Origin of the sequence: Tenuifilum sp., from assembly GCF_037481895.1 — a bacterium.
Taxonomy (GTDB): Bacteria; Bacteroidota; Bacteroidia; order Bacteroidales; family Tenuifilaceae; genus Tenuifilum; species Tenuifilum osseticum.
Genome location: NZ_JBBFKU010000001.1, coordinates 52,023 through 68,349, shown reverse-complemented (window position 1 = coordinate 68,349; position 16,327 = coordinate 52,023). Strand labels below are relative to the sequence as shown.

The window sequence follows — 16,327 nt, the reverse complement described above, 5'->3', positions numbered from 1 at the left end:
CTATAAATTTGAAATCTTTATCCCCTTGTAACCGTATAGTCCATGCCGCTCAATGTAGTCCCATACATCATCGGGTACATACCCCAAAACATCCTTGCCTTTTGCAATAATTGAACGTATGTGTGTGGAGGAAATACCGATAATTGGTGCATCAACCAGGCTAAACCTTTCAGTAGGAAAATCTTGCTTGTAAGCGTTACATTCACGGGGATACACCAAGAAGTCATAGTTGGATACCAATTCCTTGTAACTTTTCCATTGCGGCAGGGTCTGAAGCGTATCGGAGCCAATAATCAAAGCAAACTCATTTCCCGGGTAAAGTTCGCCAAGTTTTTTGAGGGTATCGATGGTGTATGACGGGCGGGGCATGGACATTTCAATATCGCAAACCTTAAGCCTTTTATTGTTCTCGTGCACAGCTAAACGAGCCATGTTTAACCTATGCTCATCCTTTTCCAAATCGTCAGGGCTTTTTAGCGGATTTTGTGGGCTAACCACAAACCATATCTCCGATAAATCGGAAAACTCAAGTATATATTCGGCTATTACCAGATGCCCCGTGTGTATTGGGTTAAACGACCCAAAGAATAGTCCTACTTTCATAATTTTTTCAATAAAAAATTTTCAACTATACGCTCAGCCTCGGCAAATGCAGTTTCTACCTGATTATTGGTTAATACATAATCGAACTGATTTGCATAGGTCATTTCCTCCTGTGCTTTACCAATACGCACCTTTAGCGACTCCTCGGTTTCTGTTCCCCTTTTAAGGAGTCGTTCACGCAGTTCGTCAATAGAAGGAGGCATCACAAATACGGCCAACGAGTTATTCGGAAACTTCCGCTTGAGGTTAACACCTCCTTTAACATCAACATCGAACATCACATGGTGTCCTTTGTCCCAAATACGTTTAACTTCAGACCACAGCGTTCCGTAGTATGACCCTGGATAAACCTCTTCCCATTCCACAAATTCGCCTTTCTCAATCCTATTCCGGAATTCATCAACAGTAAGGAAGTAGTAATCCTTACCGTTAACCTCTCCGTCGCGCGGCATTCGGCTGCAAGCCGATACCGAAAATTCAAGCTGCGGAAATTTTTCCAGCAAATGCCTTACAATGGTAGTTTTACCTGCACCCGAAGGGGCTGAAAATATTAATAGCTTGCCTTCCATTACCTACAAGATGTTTAGCGATTGCTCCTTGATTTTCTCAAGTTCATCCTTCATCATCACCACAATTTTTTGGATTTCGGCATTGTTTGCCTTTGAGCCCAGAGTGTTTATTTCGCGTCCCATTTCCTGAGCTATAAACCCAAGCTTACGTCCAACCGATTCAGGCTGGTTAACTGTTTCCGTAAAGTAGCTGCAATGCTGACGCAAACGTACTTTCTCCTCCGTAATGTCAAGCTTTTCAAGGTAGTAAATAACCTCCTGCTCAAAACGGTTGTCGTCAACCTTAATATTGGCATCAATCTGCTTTAAGCTATCCGAAATCCGTTTACGCACATCGTGAATGCGCTGCTTTTCAAAAGGTTCAACCCTTTGCAAGTAATCAAGTATCAGGTTAACACGGCTCAGTAAATCCTTTTCAAGAATTGCGCCCTCCTGCTTTCGGAACTGAACTAACGCGTTCAACGCTTCAGCGCATGCCTGCAAAACTGCGTCCAGCTCTTCGGGGGCAATCTCTTCCTTCTGTGCCCTAATAACCTCAGGCAATCGGAGAATGGCCGGAACAACCTCGGCAGGGTTGAAGCTAATGCTATTTTTTGAAGCAATATCGCTTAGCTGCCGGTAGTAAGCCATAAAAACGGAATCGTTTATGGGTATGGCCTGCGACTCGGCAGTCTCCTCAATGCTAATGGACATATCAACTTTTCCTCGCTCTAATTCCTTGGCGGCTTTAGTTCTGATCTCCATCTCCAGTTCACGGTAAATGGCTGGCAGGCGGAGGTTAAAATCGAGCTGCTTTGAGTTAAGTGAACGAACCTCAACAACAATTTTTTTGTTTCCAAAAACCCTTTCGGCTTTTCCATAGCCGGTCATCGATACTAGCATGCAAGTGTATTTAAATATCACCACAAAAGTATCGAAAAATTGATAGACTATTAACAAGAATTAGCTTAAAATTATAGGATAAAAAGAGTTTATACTCAATGCATTTTAAAACAACCTATAATTTTGCATACAATTTTTTAGTATAAATCGTATGACTAGAGGCTTGATTACCATACTGCTACTCGTGCTGTCAAACACATTTATGACATTAGCATGGTATGGGCACCTGAAGTTCAAGGATATGAAATGGTTTGAGAACTTAAGCTTAGTGGGGATAGTTCTTATTAGCTGGGGCATAGCCCTGTTCGAATACTTTTTTCAGGTTCCCGCTAACCGCTTAGGTTTCAGAGAGAATGGTGGCCCCTTTTCGCTTGTTGAGCTTAAGGTGATTCAGGAGGCTATTACACTGGTAGTATTTATGGGCTTTACCCTTTTTGCTTTTAAAACAGAGACAATTCGCACAAACCACATAATAGGATTTGGGTTTCTGATACTAGCGGTTTACTTCATTTTCAAGAAGTAATTAATGAAATGAAGGAGGTCAAGTTGACCTCCTTCGCCCCAAACACTCCGATTTTACCCGAAAATCGAAAGCTTCCTTGAACTAACTAACCAACTCTCCATGAAAGTGCCGGAAGCTAATGTGTATACTACAAATATAAAACCAAAATTAATTTTAACTACCACCAAATAGTTAAAAAGTGTTTTATTATTGATGATATTTTACCCAAAAGGTTTATAGCTTCACCCATTTATTTTTTATTTTCATCAAAGATATTGTTAAATCTTTGCTTTTAATAACGGTAAAGGTTTAATTTTACGTTGTTAATTGAAAAAGGAGCAATGAAAGCTTTAAGAATAGAGGCTGAGATTGATTCACCCGAAATATACTTCAACCCTGACACCAAAGTATTTTCCATTTCCGGCATTTCGCACCCGGAGAATGCCAAAGAATTTTACCAGCAAATACTCGATTGGCTCGATGAATACTATGAGTTCATCAAAAACCAAGAGCCATCGAAAATCATTGTTGACCTTAACTTTAGGTATATCAACTCTACTTCATACAAGTATCTCCGCGACGTTTTAAGAAAAATATCGTCGTTTCGAAGCGCAAACTTTGAAGTTGAGGTTATATGGAACTACCATGAGGAGGATGAGGAACTGCTCCATGAGGGTGTAGTTCTGTTTGAACTACCCGATATCAACCTGCCCTACAAATGTATCCCCTATAACTAATCGGTATACTGACGTAAGTTCTCGATTCTTGCCACAATACTCCGCAAAAGCTTAAGCAACACATCCATATCCTCGGCTTTTACTACAGATGTTAATCGGCCATTCTCCTCATCAAACCTAAGCAGCTGTTTCAGTTCGCCTGCATTATACCCGGTCATCGCGGCAAAACTCCTGCAAATATCATCAATGGGAACCGCACCCGAGATGATATTGAAGTTGTATAGCATGGCAATAAGCATAGCTACCGATTCAATGGAGAGAACTATGGTGTTAGGGCCAAGAATTGGTTTTGATAGTTGTTCCCTATCGACACGAGCATCAAATTCGGCTTCAAGTGCCTCCAGCTGCAACTCCTTTAAAACATCAATTAGCTCCGGGTAAAACCTTTGCTTGATATATAGCACCTCAGCATACTTCTCGGTGTGCTCACCGCGCTCAATGGCAACTAGTTTCATTTTTAGTATTCTAATCCATGAGTCCAGCTCAATGGGTAAATACTCATCCAACGGCAACGAACGAATATCGGCTTTAACCTTTTTTAAAAACGGATTGAAAAGTTGCTGGAAATACTCCTCTATAAGCAATTCCGAATGGTTAATTATATTCTCAGGTACAAATAGTTCATCCGTTTCCTTTTTGAGCTGTTTTATAACAGCTATTATTTGTCCTATTGCCTTAGCTCGTTCCATGGGAATTAAATTATTTTTGCAAAGGATTACCAACCACCATTTTAGTTGGTAAACTTAGGAAAAAATACAAACTAATTTACAATGATTATCGATAATCTTTTAAATAAAGATAATTTAAATAAGGAAGAACTCGTATACCTCTTGGGTTGCGAGGGCGAAGAAAAAACAAAGCTTTTCACAAAGGCTGCTGAGGTAAAAGCTAAGTATATTGGACGCAAGGTCTACTTCAGAGGTCTAATTGAAATGTCGAATATTTGCCGTAAAAACTGTTTGTACTGCGGCATCCGTTCTGGCAATACCAATGTTCATCGGTATAATTTAACCGACGATGAGGTAATTGAGGCAGCCAAATTTGCCTGGGAAAACCGTTACGGTAGCATTGCCATTCAAACTGGCGAAGTAAGCACTAAAGAGTTTGTTGATAGAATAGAAAACCTACTGGATAAAATCAACAAAGCCACAAACCATGAGCTGGGAATTACACTTTCGCTTGGTGAGCAGACCGAGGAAACATACAGGCGATGGTTTAACAAAGGAGCCATGCGTTACCTGCTCCGCATTGAGGCCTCGAACCGTGAACTCTATGCAAAACTTCATCCCAACGACAAGCATCACGATTTTGACGAACGGCTGGAATGCCTGAAGGCCCTCCGACGTGTAGGATACCAGGTTGGAACAGGGGTAATGATTGGACTGCCTTTTCAGACCCTAGAGCACCTTGCCGACGACCTGCTTTGGATGCAGGAAATGGATGTGGACATGGTTGGCATGGGACCTTACGTTGAACACCCCGATACCCCTCTTTACCAGTATCGAGATAAACTTCTTCCGCTTACCGAACGCTTTAACCTGGCCCTTAAAATGACAGCCTTGCTTCGAATCCTCATGAAGGATATCAACATTGCTGCGCCAACCGCACTTCAGGCTATTGACCCTCTTGGTAGAGAAAAGGCCATAAAAGTGGGAGCTAATATCGTTATGCCAAACATAACTCCCGGCGCCTACCGTAACGATTACAAGCTATACGAGAACAAACCCTGCACCGACGATGCTGCCGATGATTGCAAGAATTGCCTCGAAGCACGTATTCAGCTAACCGGCGATGAAATTGGATATGGTGAGCATGGAAACTCAAGACACTTTTACCGGAGAAGAAACGATACGACTATACAGTAAGGATAATCCAATTGGATTTTACCTAAAATTTTTCAATTAATTGCTTCTATTTTTGGTAGTTTCCCAAAAAGTAAATAATTTTGCGGCCGAATTGGTGTGTAATCTCTTATCAGGACTTAGGAGCCGGTAATATTCCACACCTTAGTGTTAATCAAATAAAACAGTATAAAATGGATCTCATTAAGATTGCCGAACAAGCATTTGTTGAGAAAAAGAATCACCCCGATTTCAAGAGTGGCGACACAGTGGTTGTTCACTACAAGATTAAGGAAGGTAACAAGGAGCGTATTCAGAACTTCAGGGGTGTTGTAATTCAGCGTAAGGGAACCGGCGCTACTGAAACCTTTACCGTTCGTAAAATTTCAGGTGGTGTTGGCGTAGAAAGGATTTTCCCTTTACACTCACCATTCATTGAACAGATTGAAGTTGCCAAAGAAGGTAGAGTGCGTAGGGCTCGTATTTACTACCTGCGCAACCTTACCGGTAAGAAAGCACGCATCAAAGAAAAGAAACGCGGTGTTGAAGGCGAAGATATGTAAAAAAATCCCCGTTTGGGGATTTTTTTTTTGACCACCCTTTGCAGGAAAAAAAATTATATCTATCTTTGCACACGCAAAACAAACGACTCCGTAGCTCAACTGAATAGAGCATCTGACTACGGATCAGAAGGTTGGGGGTTTGAATCCCTCCGGGGTCACTTAGAAAAGCCAATCCTTACCGATTGGCTTTCTTGCTTTTATAAAAACAATCATTAACCCATTAGCCCGGAGGGATCATGAAGCGAAGCGGAACTAATCCCTCCGGGGTCACTAAAAAAGCCAGTCAATACAGACTGGCTTTTTTAGTTGATGGTTGTTAGTTGTTCGTGTTTTTATGCAACAAGTGAGCAGTTCCACTTATTAATGTTGGCGTTAAAAGATTAACTATTCTCGCTAATAAATTTCTCTCTTGGAGAAGAAGAAACTCCACTCGCGCTCGGCATTTTCGTAACTATCGGCTGCATGAACGGCATTATGGGTTGTGTCGGACCCGAACTTTTTCCGGATTGTTCCCTCGTCAGCCTGGGCTGGGTCGGTTTTACCAATCAGCTTCCGCAGCGATTCAACCGCATCGGGACGTTCCAAAACCATTGCCATTACAGGCCCGGAACTCATAAAGGTTGTAAGCCTATCAAAAAACTCCTTTCCCTGATGTATATCGTAAAACTGCTCAGCCTTTGACTTGGTGAGCATGGTAATCTTAATCCCTCGGATCTTAAAGCCAGCTTTAAGGATATCGAGCAAGATATCGCTAACCGTGTCGCTTTTAAAGGCGTCGGGTTTTATCATACAAAAAGTAAACCGTGTATTCATATGGCTGTTAATTTATTTTCCCAAAATAGTAAATGTAAAGTAAAACTCAAAACATATCTTTGTAAACAGTTTATAAATATAACCTAAAGGATGCTTCAAATAGATAAAAGTCAACTTAACGAGCTGAAAAAGGCGCTAAGCAGTTCTAAAAACATAGTAATAACCACACATCACAACCCCGATGGCGATGCTATTGGCTCAGTTCTTGGCCTATACCATGCATTTAGGGAAAAGGGTATCGACTCACGTATGGTTACCCCCAATGGTTTTCCTGACTTTTTAGGTTGGCTGCCCGATGCCGATAAGATTGTGCACTACTCAAGGGATAAAAAGGGTGTAGAGGATTTGCTTTCAAATGCCGACCTGCTATTCTGTTTGGACTTTAACGGATTCAAGCGGGTAGAGGATATGGCCGAAGTATTGGAAAAATCGCCCGCCAAACGGGTTCTTATCGACCATCACCCTGAACCCGAAAGCCCTTTCCATATATCAATTTCATACACTGAGGTCAGCTCAACCGCCGAGCTGGTCTATGAGGTTATTGAGCAAGTTTATGGCGAGAGTATTATTAACTATGAATCTGCAGTAAGCCTCTACACTGGTATTATGACCGATACAGGTTCGTTCAGCTACGCATGCTCGCGCGAGCGGACATTTGCCATTGCAGGAAAGCTAATAGCCAAAGGAGTAATTGTTGAGGATGTTCAAGGTTTGGTTTACAATAACTTTTCGGAAAACCGAATGCGCCTGCTTGGCTTCTCTCTTGCCGAACGCATGAAGGTTTACCCTGAGCATCGTGCAGCTTGCATTTGGCTTAGCCGAAACGACCTAAATACGTTCAAACATCAGATTGGCGATACCGAGGGTTTTGTTAACTATCCTTTATCAATTAAAGGCATCGTTTTTTCAGTTCTTTTCACTGAAAACGAAGGTTTCGTGAAAGTTTCGTTGCGTTCAAGGGGTAATTTCCCTGTAAACACTTTCTCAAAGCTATACTACCAGGGTGGAGGACATAAAAACGCTGCCGGTGGAAAAGCATTCATGGGTATGGATGAGGCTGTGAAACAGTTTGAGGAGCTAATTGCCAAGCATTCCATAGAGCTTAACTCATAGTGTATGGTAAATAAAATAAATACCCTTTGGATTTTTTTTCTTTTGCTGAGCGCCTGCAATCCTTCAACACAAAATGTTGCGGAACAGCCAAAATCAATTCCAGACACCAAGCAAAAGCTTTTGGGTATTAACTATCAGCTTACCGAGAAGGATAGGGAGCTAATAAAAGCCTATATCGATAGGCATAGGTTAACCATGAAAGAAAACCCAAGCGGACTATTTGTATATGTTTATGGTACGGGTTACGGTGAATACCCCAAAAAAGGTAATTTGGTCAATTACTACTACCGCATTTCGCTCCTTGATGGAACTGAATGCTACAAATCAGAACCAGGCAAACCTAAAAGCATGGTAGTGGGGCATGGAGGAGTTGAAGCGGGACTGGAGGAGGGCATTATGCTTATGCGGAAAGGGCAAAAAGCACTTTTTATTCTACCACCACACCTAGCACATGGTTTAATAGGCGATATGGATAAAATTCCCCCCAGGGCTTCAATAGTTTATGAGGTTGAACTGGTTGATGTTCAGCATTGAAATATTTTCTATTTTTACAATGAAATTTATAACCTTAAACAAATCTAAAACCCTGCACTCCATGGCAATGAATCGCTTATTTGTCCCCGCCGTTATGGTACTTTTAACCCTTGCGGCATGTTCAAATAAATCCAAACTATTCCCCGGTTACAGCGTAACCGATAGTGGAATTCATTACAAACTCATTACGCTTGGCGAAAGCGACACCCCTGCATCGATAAGTAATTACGTAACAGCAGTAATTGCATACCGCACCATAAACGACTCCCTTTTCTTCCAGGGTGTTCGTCAGTTTCAATTAACCGCGCCTGAGTATGAAGGCTCCATTGACGAATGCTTTCTGATGCTAAATACTGGCGATAGTGCATCGTTCTACATTCAAGCTGAGCCATTCTTTACCAAAACCCTTGAAACATCGCTTCCAAGGTTTATCAACCCCGGTGAATTCATGAGGGTTGACATCAAACTACTTGAGGTTAAAACTGCCGAGGAGTTCCAAAAAGAGATGGAAGCATTCATGAGCTGGATAAACGACTTTGGCGAATACGAAAAGGTAATACTTAAGCAATACCTCGATGGGCAAAAAGTTGATGCACAGCCAACTGAATCGGGACTTTACATAATTCATCAAGTAAAAACTCAACGCAGTAGCGTTGAAATTGGCGATACCGTAACCATACACTACGAGGGGCGTTTCCTAAACGGAAAACTTTTCGACTCCACCCGCAAGCGGGGCGAACCATTCCAGTTTGTTTACGGTCAAAAGTGGCAAGTGATTCAGGGCCTGGAGGAGGCCATTGGTAAAATGCGCGAGGGCGAAAAGGCCATGCTTATTGTGCCATCGCACCTTGCTTTTGGGCAACAGGGTAATTCAAACGGTATGATACCCGCATTTACATCGGTAATTTTTGAACTTGAAATACTGGAGGTTAAGAAAGGATTAGCACAATGAGATTAACGCATTTTATTTTTCTTTTGAGCTTTTTGACCATTGTGGCTTCGTGCGACAACTCACTGGAAACCGATAAACGATACGCTGAGGAAAAAAGTATCGAAAGCTACATTAGCAGTAAAAAATGGAGTTACACAAAAAGTAATGGGGTTTACTGCTCACCCCAATCACAATCGTATGGTTACGAAGTAAACTTTGGCGATACCATTCTTTTTTGGTATAAGGGCTACACCATTACTTCACCCATTTTAGTTTTTGACTCCAATATTAAATCGGTTGCCATTGAAGCTAAGTTGGATACCATGGTTCGCAAGTTTGAACCGCTAAGGGCTGTTATAGGCTCAACTCCCCTACTCGATGGCTTGAAGTACGGCTTGCTACTTTGTAGGGAAAACCAAAAGGCAACAATCCTTTTTCCATCGAACCTTGGATTTGGCGATAGCTATGTTGGCCCGGTAATGCCATGGTCACCATTAGCTTTCGATGTTGAGATTATCTACTTGAATGGCCCCGGAAAGGTAAACGAGCAAAATCTTTTTAGAACTATCAATCTTTCAGAATATACGCTTCACTCCAGCGGCCTCTACTACCAGCAAGTGGTTGATACCGGTTTAGTGCGGCCAACAGAAACCGGCAAGGTGTTTGGCAGCTATACAGTTAAACTAACTGGCGGACAGGAAATTGAAAGTTTTGCTACCACAACCGAGCCAATTACGCTCAGCAACCTAACTCCTCATGCTGTTCGTATTGGGTTTACCCTGTCATCGGTGGGTGGAACAGTAAAAATAATTGCTCCATCGCCTTTAGCGTATGGGAAAAAGGGAACCCCAAAGGTTTCACCCTACACCCCGGTGGAAGTAACTGTTAAACTTGATAGTATTAAAACCAATTAACTTTGAATTGAATTGGTAAATAGTATATTTGCAGGAAATTGAATAGAAACTATGAATAGAAATTTGCTTTTGATTATTGCAGGCCTTTCACTTTCAGCCATTTCGTGCGATAAGGATTTTAAAGACCCCGAAGGTGATGAGATGGCTCGTTTTAATGCATGGATCCAGGTTAACAATATCCCCGCCGATGCTAAAAAACCAAGTGGTTTATATTTTGTAAGCCAAGCCGAAGGTAATGGCCTTACACCGCAAAAAGGCGATTGGATTCTGTACTCCTATACTGAAAAAACACTTGATGGATTAGTTTGGTATACCGATAACAGTGAGCTTATAAAACAATACGACAGGTTTGATATCAACTATCATTACACCCCTGTATTTGTAAAGTATGAAAAAGCACCCGTGCAAATAACCGGATACAGCCGAACACTACTCAAAGGGGTTTATGAGGGGTTGGGTTATCTAAAGGAAGGGGGCAAAGCCACCCTTTACATTCCGTATAACCTTGGCTACGGAACCTCAAGTGCAACCAACGGATTGGGATACCAGTCGCTAATTTACGATATTGAACTCCATAAGGTAATCAAAGATCCAAGAGCATACGAAAAAAGTTTGATTAATGATTATGTAGCGCAGAATTACCCTGGACTTGAACCCATAAACGATAGCATTTACTACATTCAGCTAACCCCTCCTACCGTTGATACAGTAACACTTGCAAAGGATTCTATTGCCTATGTTTACTACAAGGGAATGTTTCTCGATGGATTTGTTTTTGACACCAACATTGATAGCGTGGCCCAAAAGCTTGGCAGAAAGTTTAGCTCAACCGACTCGCTAAAAGTTACTGTGGGAGGCAATGATGTTATAAAAGGGTTTAGCCAAGCGCTTTTAGGCATGAAAAAAGGCGAATGGGGACGAGCAATAATCCCATCGTTTTGCGGTTACGATTCCATTGGCAACAGTAACATACCGCCATTCACACCACTTATCTTTGACATTTATTTCAGCAGCAAGGGCAAAGCACCAACTAAGCCCAAATAGCCTTAAGCCAGTAAAGCAAATACAGTGTTTTTCTTGTTGATATCGGGGAGTGGGATATTTTTCCACTCCCTTACTGTTTTGGTAACAATAAATTCATCAGTTGAGGTTACCTCCGTAGCAATAGTGATAGTTGTTTGTTCACTGCAAACACTAATTAAATCCTTTAGGAGCTGAATATTACGGTAAGGAGCCTCAATAAAAAGTTGTGTTTGCCCCTCAGACCGCGAGCGCTGTTCAAGCATCCTGATTCGCTTGCGTCGTTCGTCGGGTTTTACTGGAAGATAGCCCACAAAGGCAAAGTTTTGTCCGTTAAGGCCGCTTGCCACTAGGGTTAGCAGGATTGAACTTGGCCCAACAAGTGGAATCACTTGTATTCCCTTACGGTGAGCAGCAGCAACAAGTATAGCACCAGGATCGGCAATAGCGGGAACACCTGCTTCTGACATAAGCCCTACATCGTAACCCTGTAGTAAGGGTGTAAGCATAGCCTCAACCGCCTCGGGCTGGGAATGCTCATTCAGTTCAAAAAAGACAAGCTCATCAATCGGTTTTTGAACCTTTATACGCGACAAATACCGGCGTGCAGTTCTTAGCTCCTCAACCACAAAGTAACCCAAGTGTCTGGTTATGTCAATAACACGCTGGGGTAAAACATTTTCGGGTTCGCTACCGCTGATGGGTGTAGGAATTAGGTATAGTTTTCCTTTAACTTCAGCCATTTTTTCAATCCTTCTATCTATATTTACTAAAATTTTTACGAAGGTAATGCAAATGTTCCGATATCTAAAGCTTATAGTATTGAACCGGAATGCAATCTTGGTTTTTGCTGTAATTGCAGGGATTATTGTGGGTGAGCATGCAAGTTCCTTAAAGTTTCTGACATTCCCTGCACTAGCATTAACCATGACATTCTCCATGACGGGTATGAGCCTTGTGCAGCTAAGGAGCGAACCACATATATTCAAACCAATGCTAACCGGTATCGCTTTAAATTACGTTGCATTCTCAGCTGTTATGCTACCACTGGCATACTGGCTGATGCCTACCAAAGAACTTTTTTACGGATTTGTAATCATTGCAGCCACCCCTCCGGGTGTAGCCATAATCCCTTTCTCATTTATTCTGAGAGGTAACGTGGTTTACGCCATTATTTCGGTTACAGGCGCATTTCTGGGTTCAATCCTAATTGCGCCCTTAATGGTAAAACTCTTTGCTACCTCATCGGGAATCAGCCCTACTGACTTACTTTTGCTAATGCTTCAGCTTGTGGTTGCTCCGTTGGTAGTGTCACGCTTTTTGCTTTGGAAACCCATTAAGCCATTTATTGAAAAGGTTAGGGGTAAAGTTGTGGATTGGGGGTTTGCAATACTAATTTTTGTGGCAGTGGGGTTAAACAGACAGGTTTTCTTTTCATCCCCTGCCATACTTCTTAGCATTACCGGAATTTTGATTGTTACCATCTTTGGACTTGGGCATTTTACCAATATCCTGGCACGACACCTGAAAATCTCTCAAGAAAAAAGAATACCAATGGTCATGCTTGTTGGAATTAAGAGCTCTGGTTTCTCGGTGTTCACTGCACTTACCCTTTTTGGTAAAGAAGCGGCAATACCTTCCGCTGTGATGGCAGTGGTTGTTTTACTCTATTTAATATTTTTGTCATTCAAATTAAAAGCATTGTAGGTGAAGATAACTTTTCTTGGCACAGGAACATCGCAAGGCATGCCCGTTATAGCATGCCCGTGTCCGGTTTGCCAATCAACCGACCCACGCGACTGGCGACTTAGAACATCTGCAGTCATTGAACATCAAGGAATAAACATAGTGATTGATGCCGGCCCCGATTTCCGGCAGCAAATGCTCCGGGCTAAGGTAAAAACCCTTCAAGCCATACTGCTTACCCATGAACACCGCGATCATATTTCCGGCCTTGACGATGTTAGGGCCTACAACTGGCTTCAGAAACGTCCCATGGATATTTGGGGCGAAGCAAGGGTGCTTACTGAACTGAAAAGGGAATATAGCTATGTTTTTGCTGAACATAAATACCCGGGAATCCCTGAATTTGACCTGCATAGCATCGATGGTCAACCATTTGAGGTAATGGGCATTAACATCATCCCAATAAGGGTTTACCACTATAAATTACCCATATATGGGTTTAGATTTGGCGATTTAACATACATTACCGATGCAAACTTTATTCCCGAGGATGAGAAGGAAAAGATTATTGGCTCAAAGTATCTGGTAATAAATGCCCTAAGGACGCAAAAACACATCTCGCACTTTTCGCTGCCTGAGGCTCTTGAACTGATTGCTCAGCTCAGCCCCCGAAAAGCTTTCATCACACACATTGGCCATCAAATGGGATTTCACAACGAAGTGGCAAAAACATTACCCGAAAATGTATGCCTTGCCTACGATGGGCTTGAGCTAGAGTTTTAATCTTCCCTTTCAACTTTGAAAAGTGCAATAAATGTAAGGGTTGAGAGGATAATAAAAATAAATCCTGCGGCTGTTAAGGCTACTGTTAAACTCCACCTATCGGTAAGCCAACCGTAAAAGGGTCCCCAAACCGAAAATATTATTCGAATAATAAAATTTCGAACCGATAGTATTGTTGCCCTCATTGGAGCAGGAGCAATTCTGTTAATGCTATCTTTTAGTATAGGGGTAGCCACTCCCCTAGCCAGGTAGAAAATCACAATAAATGGCATTGCCCAGTAACTCCTAATAAAACCCGCCATTACAAAGCCAAGAAATAGAAAAAGTATTAAAACCCCTGTGGTTCTATTCCTTTCCAATTTGAGTTCAACCCTATAGGCAAACATGGCAGCAACACCCACTAGCAGATTTAGGGCTGTCCAAATGGCGCCGTAGGCCTCCACTGGCGTATCAGCACGTATCAACCAAGGCTGAACAAACCAGGCCATGGTTAAAGTTGATGCTCCCACCACCGATGATAGCACTATGCTCCAGCGCAAGCGCAAGTTCTTAACAAGAGCAAACCTTACAACATCAACTATTTGCTTCCAGCCCAGTTCCAATCGGTTATGCTCGGTTTTGGGTTCAATAAGCGTAAAGGCAGCCGGAACAGCTAAAAGGGCAACAAGGGTTTGACCGTAGTATGGGTAACGTATGCTAACGGCCGCAAGCAATCCGCCAAGAATTCCTGCTGAAGCTTCAGCAAAATTACCTATTGAGGTCATCCTACCTTCGTGCTTTATATACCTATCTTGCTGCTTAGCGTCAACAAGGCTGTCGTAAAGCAGAGCCGAATCGGCACCCGAAATCATACTTTGCCCAAAACCAAGCACAACCTCAGCCATTAAGAATCCCCAAAAACCATAGGAAATTGAATAGATTGCAAAGCCAACAAAGCCCAAAACCGCCCCAATGAAAATGGTGTTTTTTCGCCCTAGTGCATCGGCAAAGTAACCCGATGGGATTTCGAGCAATACAATGGAAAGTGAATAAACACTTTGAAGGATAAATACTTGACTTACGCTAAGCCCATTCTCCTTGTAAAATAGAACAACTATGGGCATAACCAGCATAAACCAATGCGAGACCTTGAGAATGTAAAGGCGGATTAGATTATGGCTTAACACATTATTCTTCATTGCAGTAAAAATGCAAATATAAAGAAAAGAGGCCATGCTGAAAATTCAGCTTGACCTATAGTGCGGAGGAAACTATCAGATTTATTTTTTTGAAAAAGTAGATTTTTGATAAAGCTCATCGAGCTTTTTACTAATTTTTGCAGGATTTGTAATGGGCATGCCTGATGGGTTAACCTCATAACCAAGCAGTACAGCCTTTTTTTGCCTTTCAAATGTTGGCAGTTTAGTACGATTGGTTGTTTTTAGGTAAATCCCATTGTTATCGATGAGAATTATTTTAGGTACAAAAACCCCCTTTCTACCAATAAACTTATCCATAATTCTTAATGCATTGTTATACTCATCGGGTGTTGCACGCCCTAGCGCCTCGTAATCAACTATTTCCTTATCATCCCAAGTGTAAACCTTTGCTTTACTCTCCGAAATTTTATCATCAACTTTCAGGTCAATGTTAAGATTATCATAGTTTAAGGGCATTAATAGGACTTTACCGCCTCCTCCTTCAATATTTACAGCATAATTTGGTCTAACAATACCCGATAACCATCCCTGCATATGTTTCATATAAATTTGACCAACCTGTATGGGTGAAATAAAATGAACAATCCCTTTCTCTTTATGGCACTGTAGCAGGTAATACGGATGAACCCCAACCCAAAACATACGGCGAAAGGTTTTGGCAAGGGTAACAAAATAGTCGTTAACATGATTCAAGAAAACGGTTTGGTTACGAACAGTAAAGCCATAACTATTTATACGCTTAATGGCCGCTGCAAAATCAGCAGTAACTTCTTTATAGTGATTTACATGGGTCATGAAGTAAACGTATTTCTCCGGACCCTTTGTGTAACGATTGGCCGATTCTTTAATTAATGTTAGAATCTCGTCAGTTACAGCCATAGGCAAAACCACCGGAACTCTTGTAGCAATTCTTATGACACGAATATGCTCCATTTTACTCAATTCCTCTAAAACGTATTGCAAGCGTTTCTTGCTAACCCGCAAAGCATCGCCACCAGTAACCAATACCTCATCAATATTTTTATTGAAGTTGATATAAAATAAGCCCTTGTTAATAAGTTCAATATTCACATCACACGTAGCATCAAGCGATTTTGCCCTTTGACAATGAACGCAATAGGATGCGCAACTTGTGTTTTGCGCAATAAAAAGTGCCACTCTATTGGGGTAACGCTGGTAGGCTGCACCGTAACTTCTTGCCCCCTCATTCATTGATGCCTCTCTCCCAGTATTGGGAAATAAAAGATTGGCCGGAGTAGGAACACTTTGCCAAAAAATTGGATCGAGCCTTTTGTTTCCTTTTTCATCTAAAGGAATATCGGGGTGGAAAGGATCATCGGCCATTAGCGATGCATAGTAAGGAGTGATTCTAAGCGGGTCTTTACCTTGCCGTTCCAGCTCATCAACAACACGTCGTATCTCTTGCTCCTGATAATTGTTTAATTTAATGACATGTTTTAGCTGATCTACACTCCGGATTGAATTTTTTAGCTGCCAATCAGGATTGTACCACTCTTCATCTTTAACATTCTTCCAAAGGTCTATTGTACGAAAATCTCTTGGGTGGTAAATGAATTCTTTGTGCACCATTGTTAGTTGAAATTTGACGTTCTTTATACCAAACGTCAATTTCTACT

At 41.8% G+C, this 16,327-nt stretch carries 19 protein-coding genes and 1 tRNA gene; 12 read left to right on the top strand and 8 right to left on the bottom strand.

The features are described from left to right. The 3 genes from nadD to WHS63_RS00295 are packed head-to-tail and all read right to left on the bottom strand — an operon-like array spanning window position 1 to window position 2,054. The gene (nadD, locus tag WHS63_RS00305; protein ID WP_445203372.1) at window positions 1-603 is read right to left on the bottom strand and encodes a nicotinate (nicotinamide) nucleotide adenylyltransferase; all 603 of its coding nucleotides are present in this window, start codon (window positions 601-603) and stop codon (window positions 1-3) included. Beyond that, entirely contained in the window at window positions 600-1,172 is a 573-nt protein-coding gene (gmk, locus tag WHS63_RS00300; protein WP_445199807.1) for a guanylate kinase, read from the bottom strand. The genes nadD and gmk overlap by 4 nt, the downstream gene beginning before the upstream one ends. A 3-nt stretch (window positions 1,173-1,175) precedes the next feature. Then, window positions 1,176-2,054: a YicC/YloC family endoribonuclease gene (locus WHS63_RS00295; protein WP_445203371.1), complete on the bottom strand. Its 879-nt coding sequence runs from the start codon at window positions 2,052-2,054 to the stop codon at window positions 1,176-1,178. Between the two features lie 151 nt (window positions 2,055-2,205). Between WHS63_RS00295 and WHS63_RS00290 the strand changes: the two genes are divergently transcribed. Beyond that, window positions 2,206-2,577, top strand: coding sequence for a DMT family protein (locus tag WHS63_RS00290; protein WP_445200816.1), 372 nt, complete (start codon window positions 2,206-2,208; stop codon window positions 2,575-2,577). Between the two features lie 320 nt (window positions 2,578-2,897). Further along, on the top strand, window positions 2,898-3,293 hold the full coding sequence (locus WHS63_RS00285; RefSeq protein ID WP_369488355.1) for a DUF1987 domain-containing protein: 396 nt from the start codon (window positions 2,898-2,900) through the stop codon (window positions 3,291-3,293). Here WHS63_RS00285 and WHS63_RS00280 read toward each other — a convergent pair. Further along, window positions 3,290-3,982 (bottom strand): hypothetical protein, encoded by a 693-nt coding sequence (locus tag WHS63_RS00280; protein ID WP_445203370.1) that lies wholly within the window; start codon window positions 3,980-3,982, stop codon window positions 3,290-3,292. The two genes, WHS63_RS00285 and WHS63_RS00280, sit on opposite strands and share 4 nt — an antisense overlap. A gap of 81 nt (window positions 3,983-4,063) precedes the next feature. On the opposite strand from WHS63_RS00280, the gene hydE reads away from it, so the two are divergent. From hydE to WHS63_RS00265, 3 genes are all read left to right on the top strand, one after another. Further along, complete coding sequence (hydE, locus tag WHS63_RS00275; RefSeq protein ID WP_445203369.1) at window positions 4,064-5,158, top strand: [FeFe] hydrogenase H-cluster radical SAM maturase HydE; 1,095 nt, start codon at window positions 4,064-4,066, stop codon at window positions 5,156-5,158. Window positions 5,159-5,328: 170 nt separating this feature from the next. Continuing rightward, window positions 5,329-5,697, top strand: a complete 369-nt coding sequence (gene rplS, locus WHS63_RS00270; RefSeq protein ID WP_445203368.1) for a 50S ribosomal protein L19 — start codon at window positions 5,329-5,331, stop codon at window positions 5,695-5,697. An 84-nt stretch (window positions 5,698-5,781) separates the two neighbouring features. Further along, window positions 5,782-5,855 (top strand) — tRNA-Arg (locus WHS63_RS00265). A 235-nt stretch (window positions 5,856-6,090) separates the two neighbouring features. Here WHS63_RS00265 and ndk read toward each other — a convergent pair. After that, the gene (gene ndk, locus WHS63_RS00260) at window positions 6,091-6,510 is read right to left on the bottom strand and encodes a nucleoside-diphosphate kinase (RefSeq protein WP_445200815.1); all 420 of its coding nucleotides are present in this window, start codon (window positions 6,508-6,510) and stop codon (window positions 6,091-6,093) included. Window positions 6,511-6,600: 90 nt separating this feature from the next. On the opposite strand from ndk, the gene WHS63_RS00255 reads away from it, so the two are divergent. The 5 genes from WHS63_RS00255 to WHS63_RS00235 all read left to right on the top strand — a co-directional run bounded on the left by WHS63_RS00255 (window position 6,601) and on the right by WHS63_RS00235 (window position 11,046). Next, window positions 6,601-7,623: a DHH family phosphoesterase gene (locus WHS63_RS00255; RefSeq protein WP_445203367.1), complete on the top strand. Its 1,023-nt coding sequence runs from the start codon at window positions 6,601-6,603 to the stop codon at window positions 7,621-7,623. Between the two features lie 3 nt (window positions 7,624-7,626). Beyond that, entirely contained in the window at window positions 7,627-8,157 is a 531-nt protein-coding gene (locus WHS63_RS00250) for an FKBP-type peptidyl-prolyl cis-trans isomerase (RefSeq protein WP_445203366.1), read from the top strand. 61 nt (window positions 8,158-8,218) lie between these two features. After that, complete coding sequence (locus tag WHS63_RS00245) at window positions 8,219-9,109, top strand: FKBP-type peptidyl-prolyl cis-trans isomerase (RefSeq protein WP_445203365.1); 891 nt, start codon at window positions 8,219-8,221, stop codon at window positions 9,107-9,109. Continuing rightward, window positions 9,106-10,002 carry an FKBP-type peptidyl-prolyl cis-trans isomerase gene (locus tag WHS63_RS00240; RefSeq protein ID WP_445203364.1) on the top strand — a complete coding sequence of 299 codons (897 nt, stop codon included), beginning with the start codon at window positions 9,106-9,108 and terminating at the stop codon, window positions 10,000-10,002. Before WHS63_RS00245 ends, WHS63_RS00240 begins: the two co-directional genes overlap by 4 nt. Before the next feature lie 51 nt (window positions 10,003-10,053). Then, complete coding sequence (locus WHS63_RS00235) at window positions 10,054-11,046, top strand: FKBP-type peptidyl-prolyl cis-trans isomerase (RefSeq protein ID WP_445203363.1); 993 nt, start codon at window positions 10,054-10,056, stop codon at window positions 11,044-11,046. Between the two features lie 2 nt (window positions 11,047-11,048). On the opposite strand, the gene WHS63_RS00230 is transcribed toward WHS63_RS00235, so the two are convergent. Then, window positions 11,049-11,765 carry an SAM-dependent methyltransferase gene (locus WHS63_RS00230; RefSeq protein ID WP_445203362.1) on the bottom strand — a complete coding sequence of 239 codons (717 nt, stop codon included), beginning with the start codon at window positions 11,763-11,765 and terminating at the stop codon, window positions 11,049-11,051. Window positions 11,766-11,811: 46 nt separating this feature from the next. On the opposite strand from WHS63_RS00230, the gene WHS63_RS00225 reads away from it, so the two are divergent. Both WHS63_RS00225 and WHS63_RS00220 read left to right on the top strand, forming a co-directional pair. Then, the gene (locus WHS63_RS00225) at window positions 11,812-12,729 is read left to right on the top strand and encodes a bile acid:sodium symporter family protein (protein ID WP_445203361.1); all 918 of its coding nucleotides are present in this window, start codon (window positions 11,812-11,814) and stop codon (window positions 12,727-12,729) included. After that, a complete protein-coding gene (locus tag WHS63_RS00220; RefSeq protein ID WP_445203360.1) occupies window positions 12,730-13,491 on the top strand; it encodes an MBL fold metallo-hydrolase in 762 nt (253 codons plus the stop codon). Here WHS63_RS00220 and WHS63_RS00215 read toward each other — a convergent pair. Next, window positions 13,488-14,705 carry an MFS transporter gene (locus tag WHS63_RS00215; RefSeq protein ID WP_445203359.1) on the bottom strand — a complete coding sequence of 406 codons (1,218 nt, stop codon included), beginning with the start codon at window positions 14,703-14,705 and terminating at the stop codon, window positions 13,488-13,490. The two genes, WHS63_RS00220 and WHS63_RS00215, sit on opposite strands and share 4 nt — an antisense overlap. Before the next feature lie 45 nt (window positions 14,706-14,750). Further along, a complete protein-coding gene (locus WHS63_RS00210; protein ID WP_445203358.1) occupies window positions 14,751-16,280 on the bottom strand; it encodes a KamA family radical SAM protein in 1,530 nt (509 codons plus the stop codon). Between the last annotated feature and the right edge of the window lie 47 nt (window positions 16,281-16,327).

Coding starts and splice junctions, on each gene's coding strand:
- WHS63_RS00235 (WP_445203363.1), top strand. CDS start 10,054: ATGAATAGAAATTTGCTTTTGATTATTGCAGGCCTTTCACTTTCAGCC.
- WHS63_RS00210 (WP_445203358.1), bottom strand. CDS start 16,280: ATGGTGCACAAAGAATTCATTTACCACCCAAGAGATTTTCGTACAATA.
- WHS63_RS00245 (WP_445203365.1), top strand. CDS start 8,219: ATGGCAATGAATCGCTTATTTGTCCCCGCCGTTATGGTACTTTTAACC.
- WHS63_RS00285 (WP_369488355.1), top strand. CDS start 2,898: ATGAAAGCTTTAAGAATAGAGGCTGAGATTGATTCACCCGAAATATAC.
- WHS63_RS00225 (WP_445203361.1), top strand. CDS start 11,812: ATGCAAATGTTCCGATATCTAAAGCTTATAGTATTGAACCGGAATGCA.
- nadD (WP_445203372.1), bottom strand. CDS start 603: ATGAAAGTAGGACTATTCTTTGGGTCGTTTAACCCAATACACACGGGG.
- rplS (WP_445203368.1), top strand. CDS start 5,329: ATGGATCTCATTAAGATTGCCGAACAAGCATTTGTTGAGAAAAAGAAT.
- WHS63_RS00215 (WP_445203359.1), bottom strand. CDS start 14,705: ATGGCCTCTTTTCTTTATATTTGCATTTTTACTGCAATGAAGAATAAT.
- gmk (WP_445199807.1), bottom strand. CDS start 1,172: ATGGAAGGCAAGCTATTAATATTTTCAGCCCCTTCGGGTGCAGGTAAA.
- WHS63_RS00295 (WP_445203371.1), bottom strand. CDS start 2,054: ATGCTAGTATCGATGACCGGCTATGGAAAAGCCGAAAGGGTTTTTGGA.
- WHS63_RS00255 (WP_445203367.1), top strand. CDS start 6,601: ATGCTTCAAATAGATAAAAGTCAACTTAACGAGCTGAAAAAGGCGCTA.
- WHS63_RS00290 (WP_445200816.1), top strand. CDS start 2,206: ATGACTAGAGGCTTGATTACCATACTGCTACTCGTGCTGTCAAACACA.
- WHS63_RS00240 (WP_445203364.1), top strand. CDS start 9,106: ATGAGATTAACGCATTTTATTTTTCTTTTGAGCTTTTTGACCATTGTG.
- hydE (WP_445203369.1), top strand. CDS start 4,064: ATGATTATCGATAATCTTTTAAATAAAGATAATTTAAATAAGGAAGAA.
- ndk (WP_445200815.1), bottom strand. CDS start 6,510: ATGAATACACGGTTTACTTTTTGTATGATAAAACCCGACGCCTTTAAA.
- WHS63_RS00230 (WP_445203362.1), bottom strand. CDS start 11,765: ATGGCTGAAGTTAAAGGAAAACTATACCTAATTCCTACACCCATCAGC.
- WHS63_RS00280 (WP_445203370.1), bottom strand. CDS start 3,982: ATGGAACGAGCTAAGGCAATAGGACAAATAATAGCTGTTATAAAACAG.
- WHS63_RS00250 (WP_445203366.1), top strand. CDS start 7,627: ATGGTAAATAAAATAAATACCCTTTGGATTTTTTTTCTTTTGCTGAGC.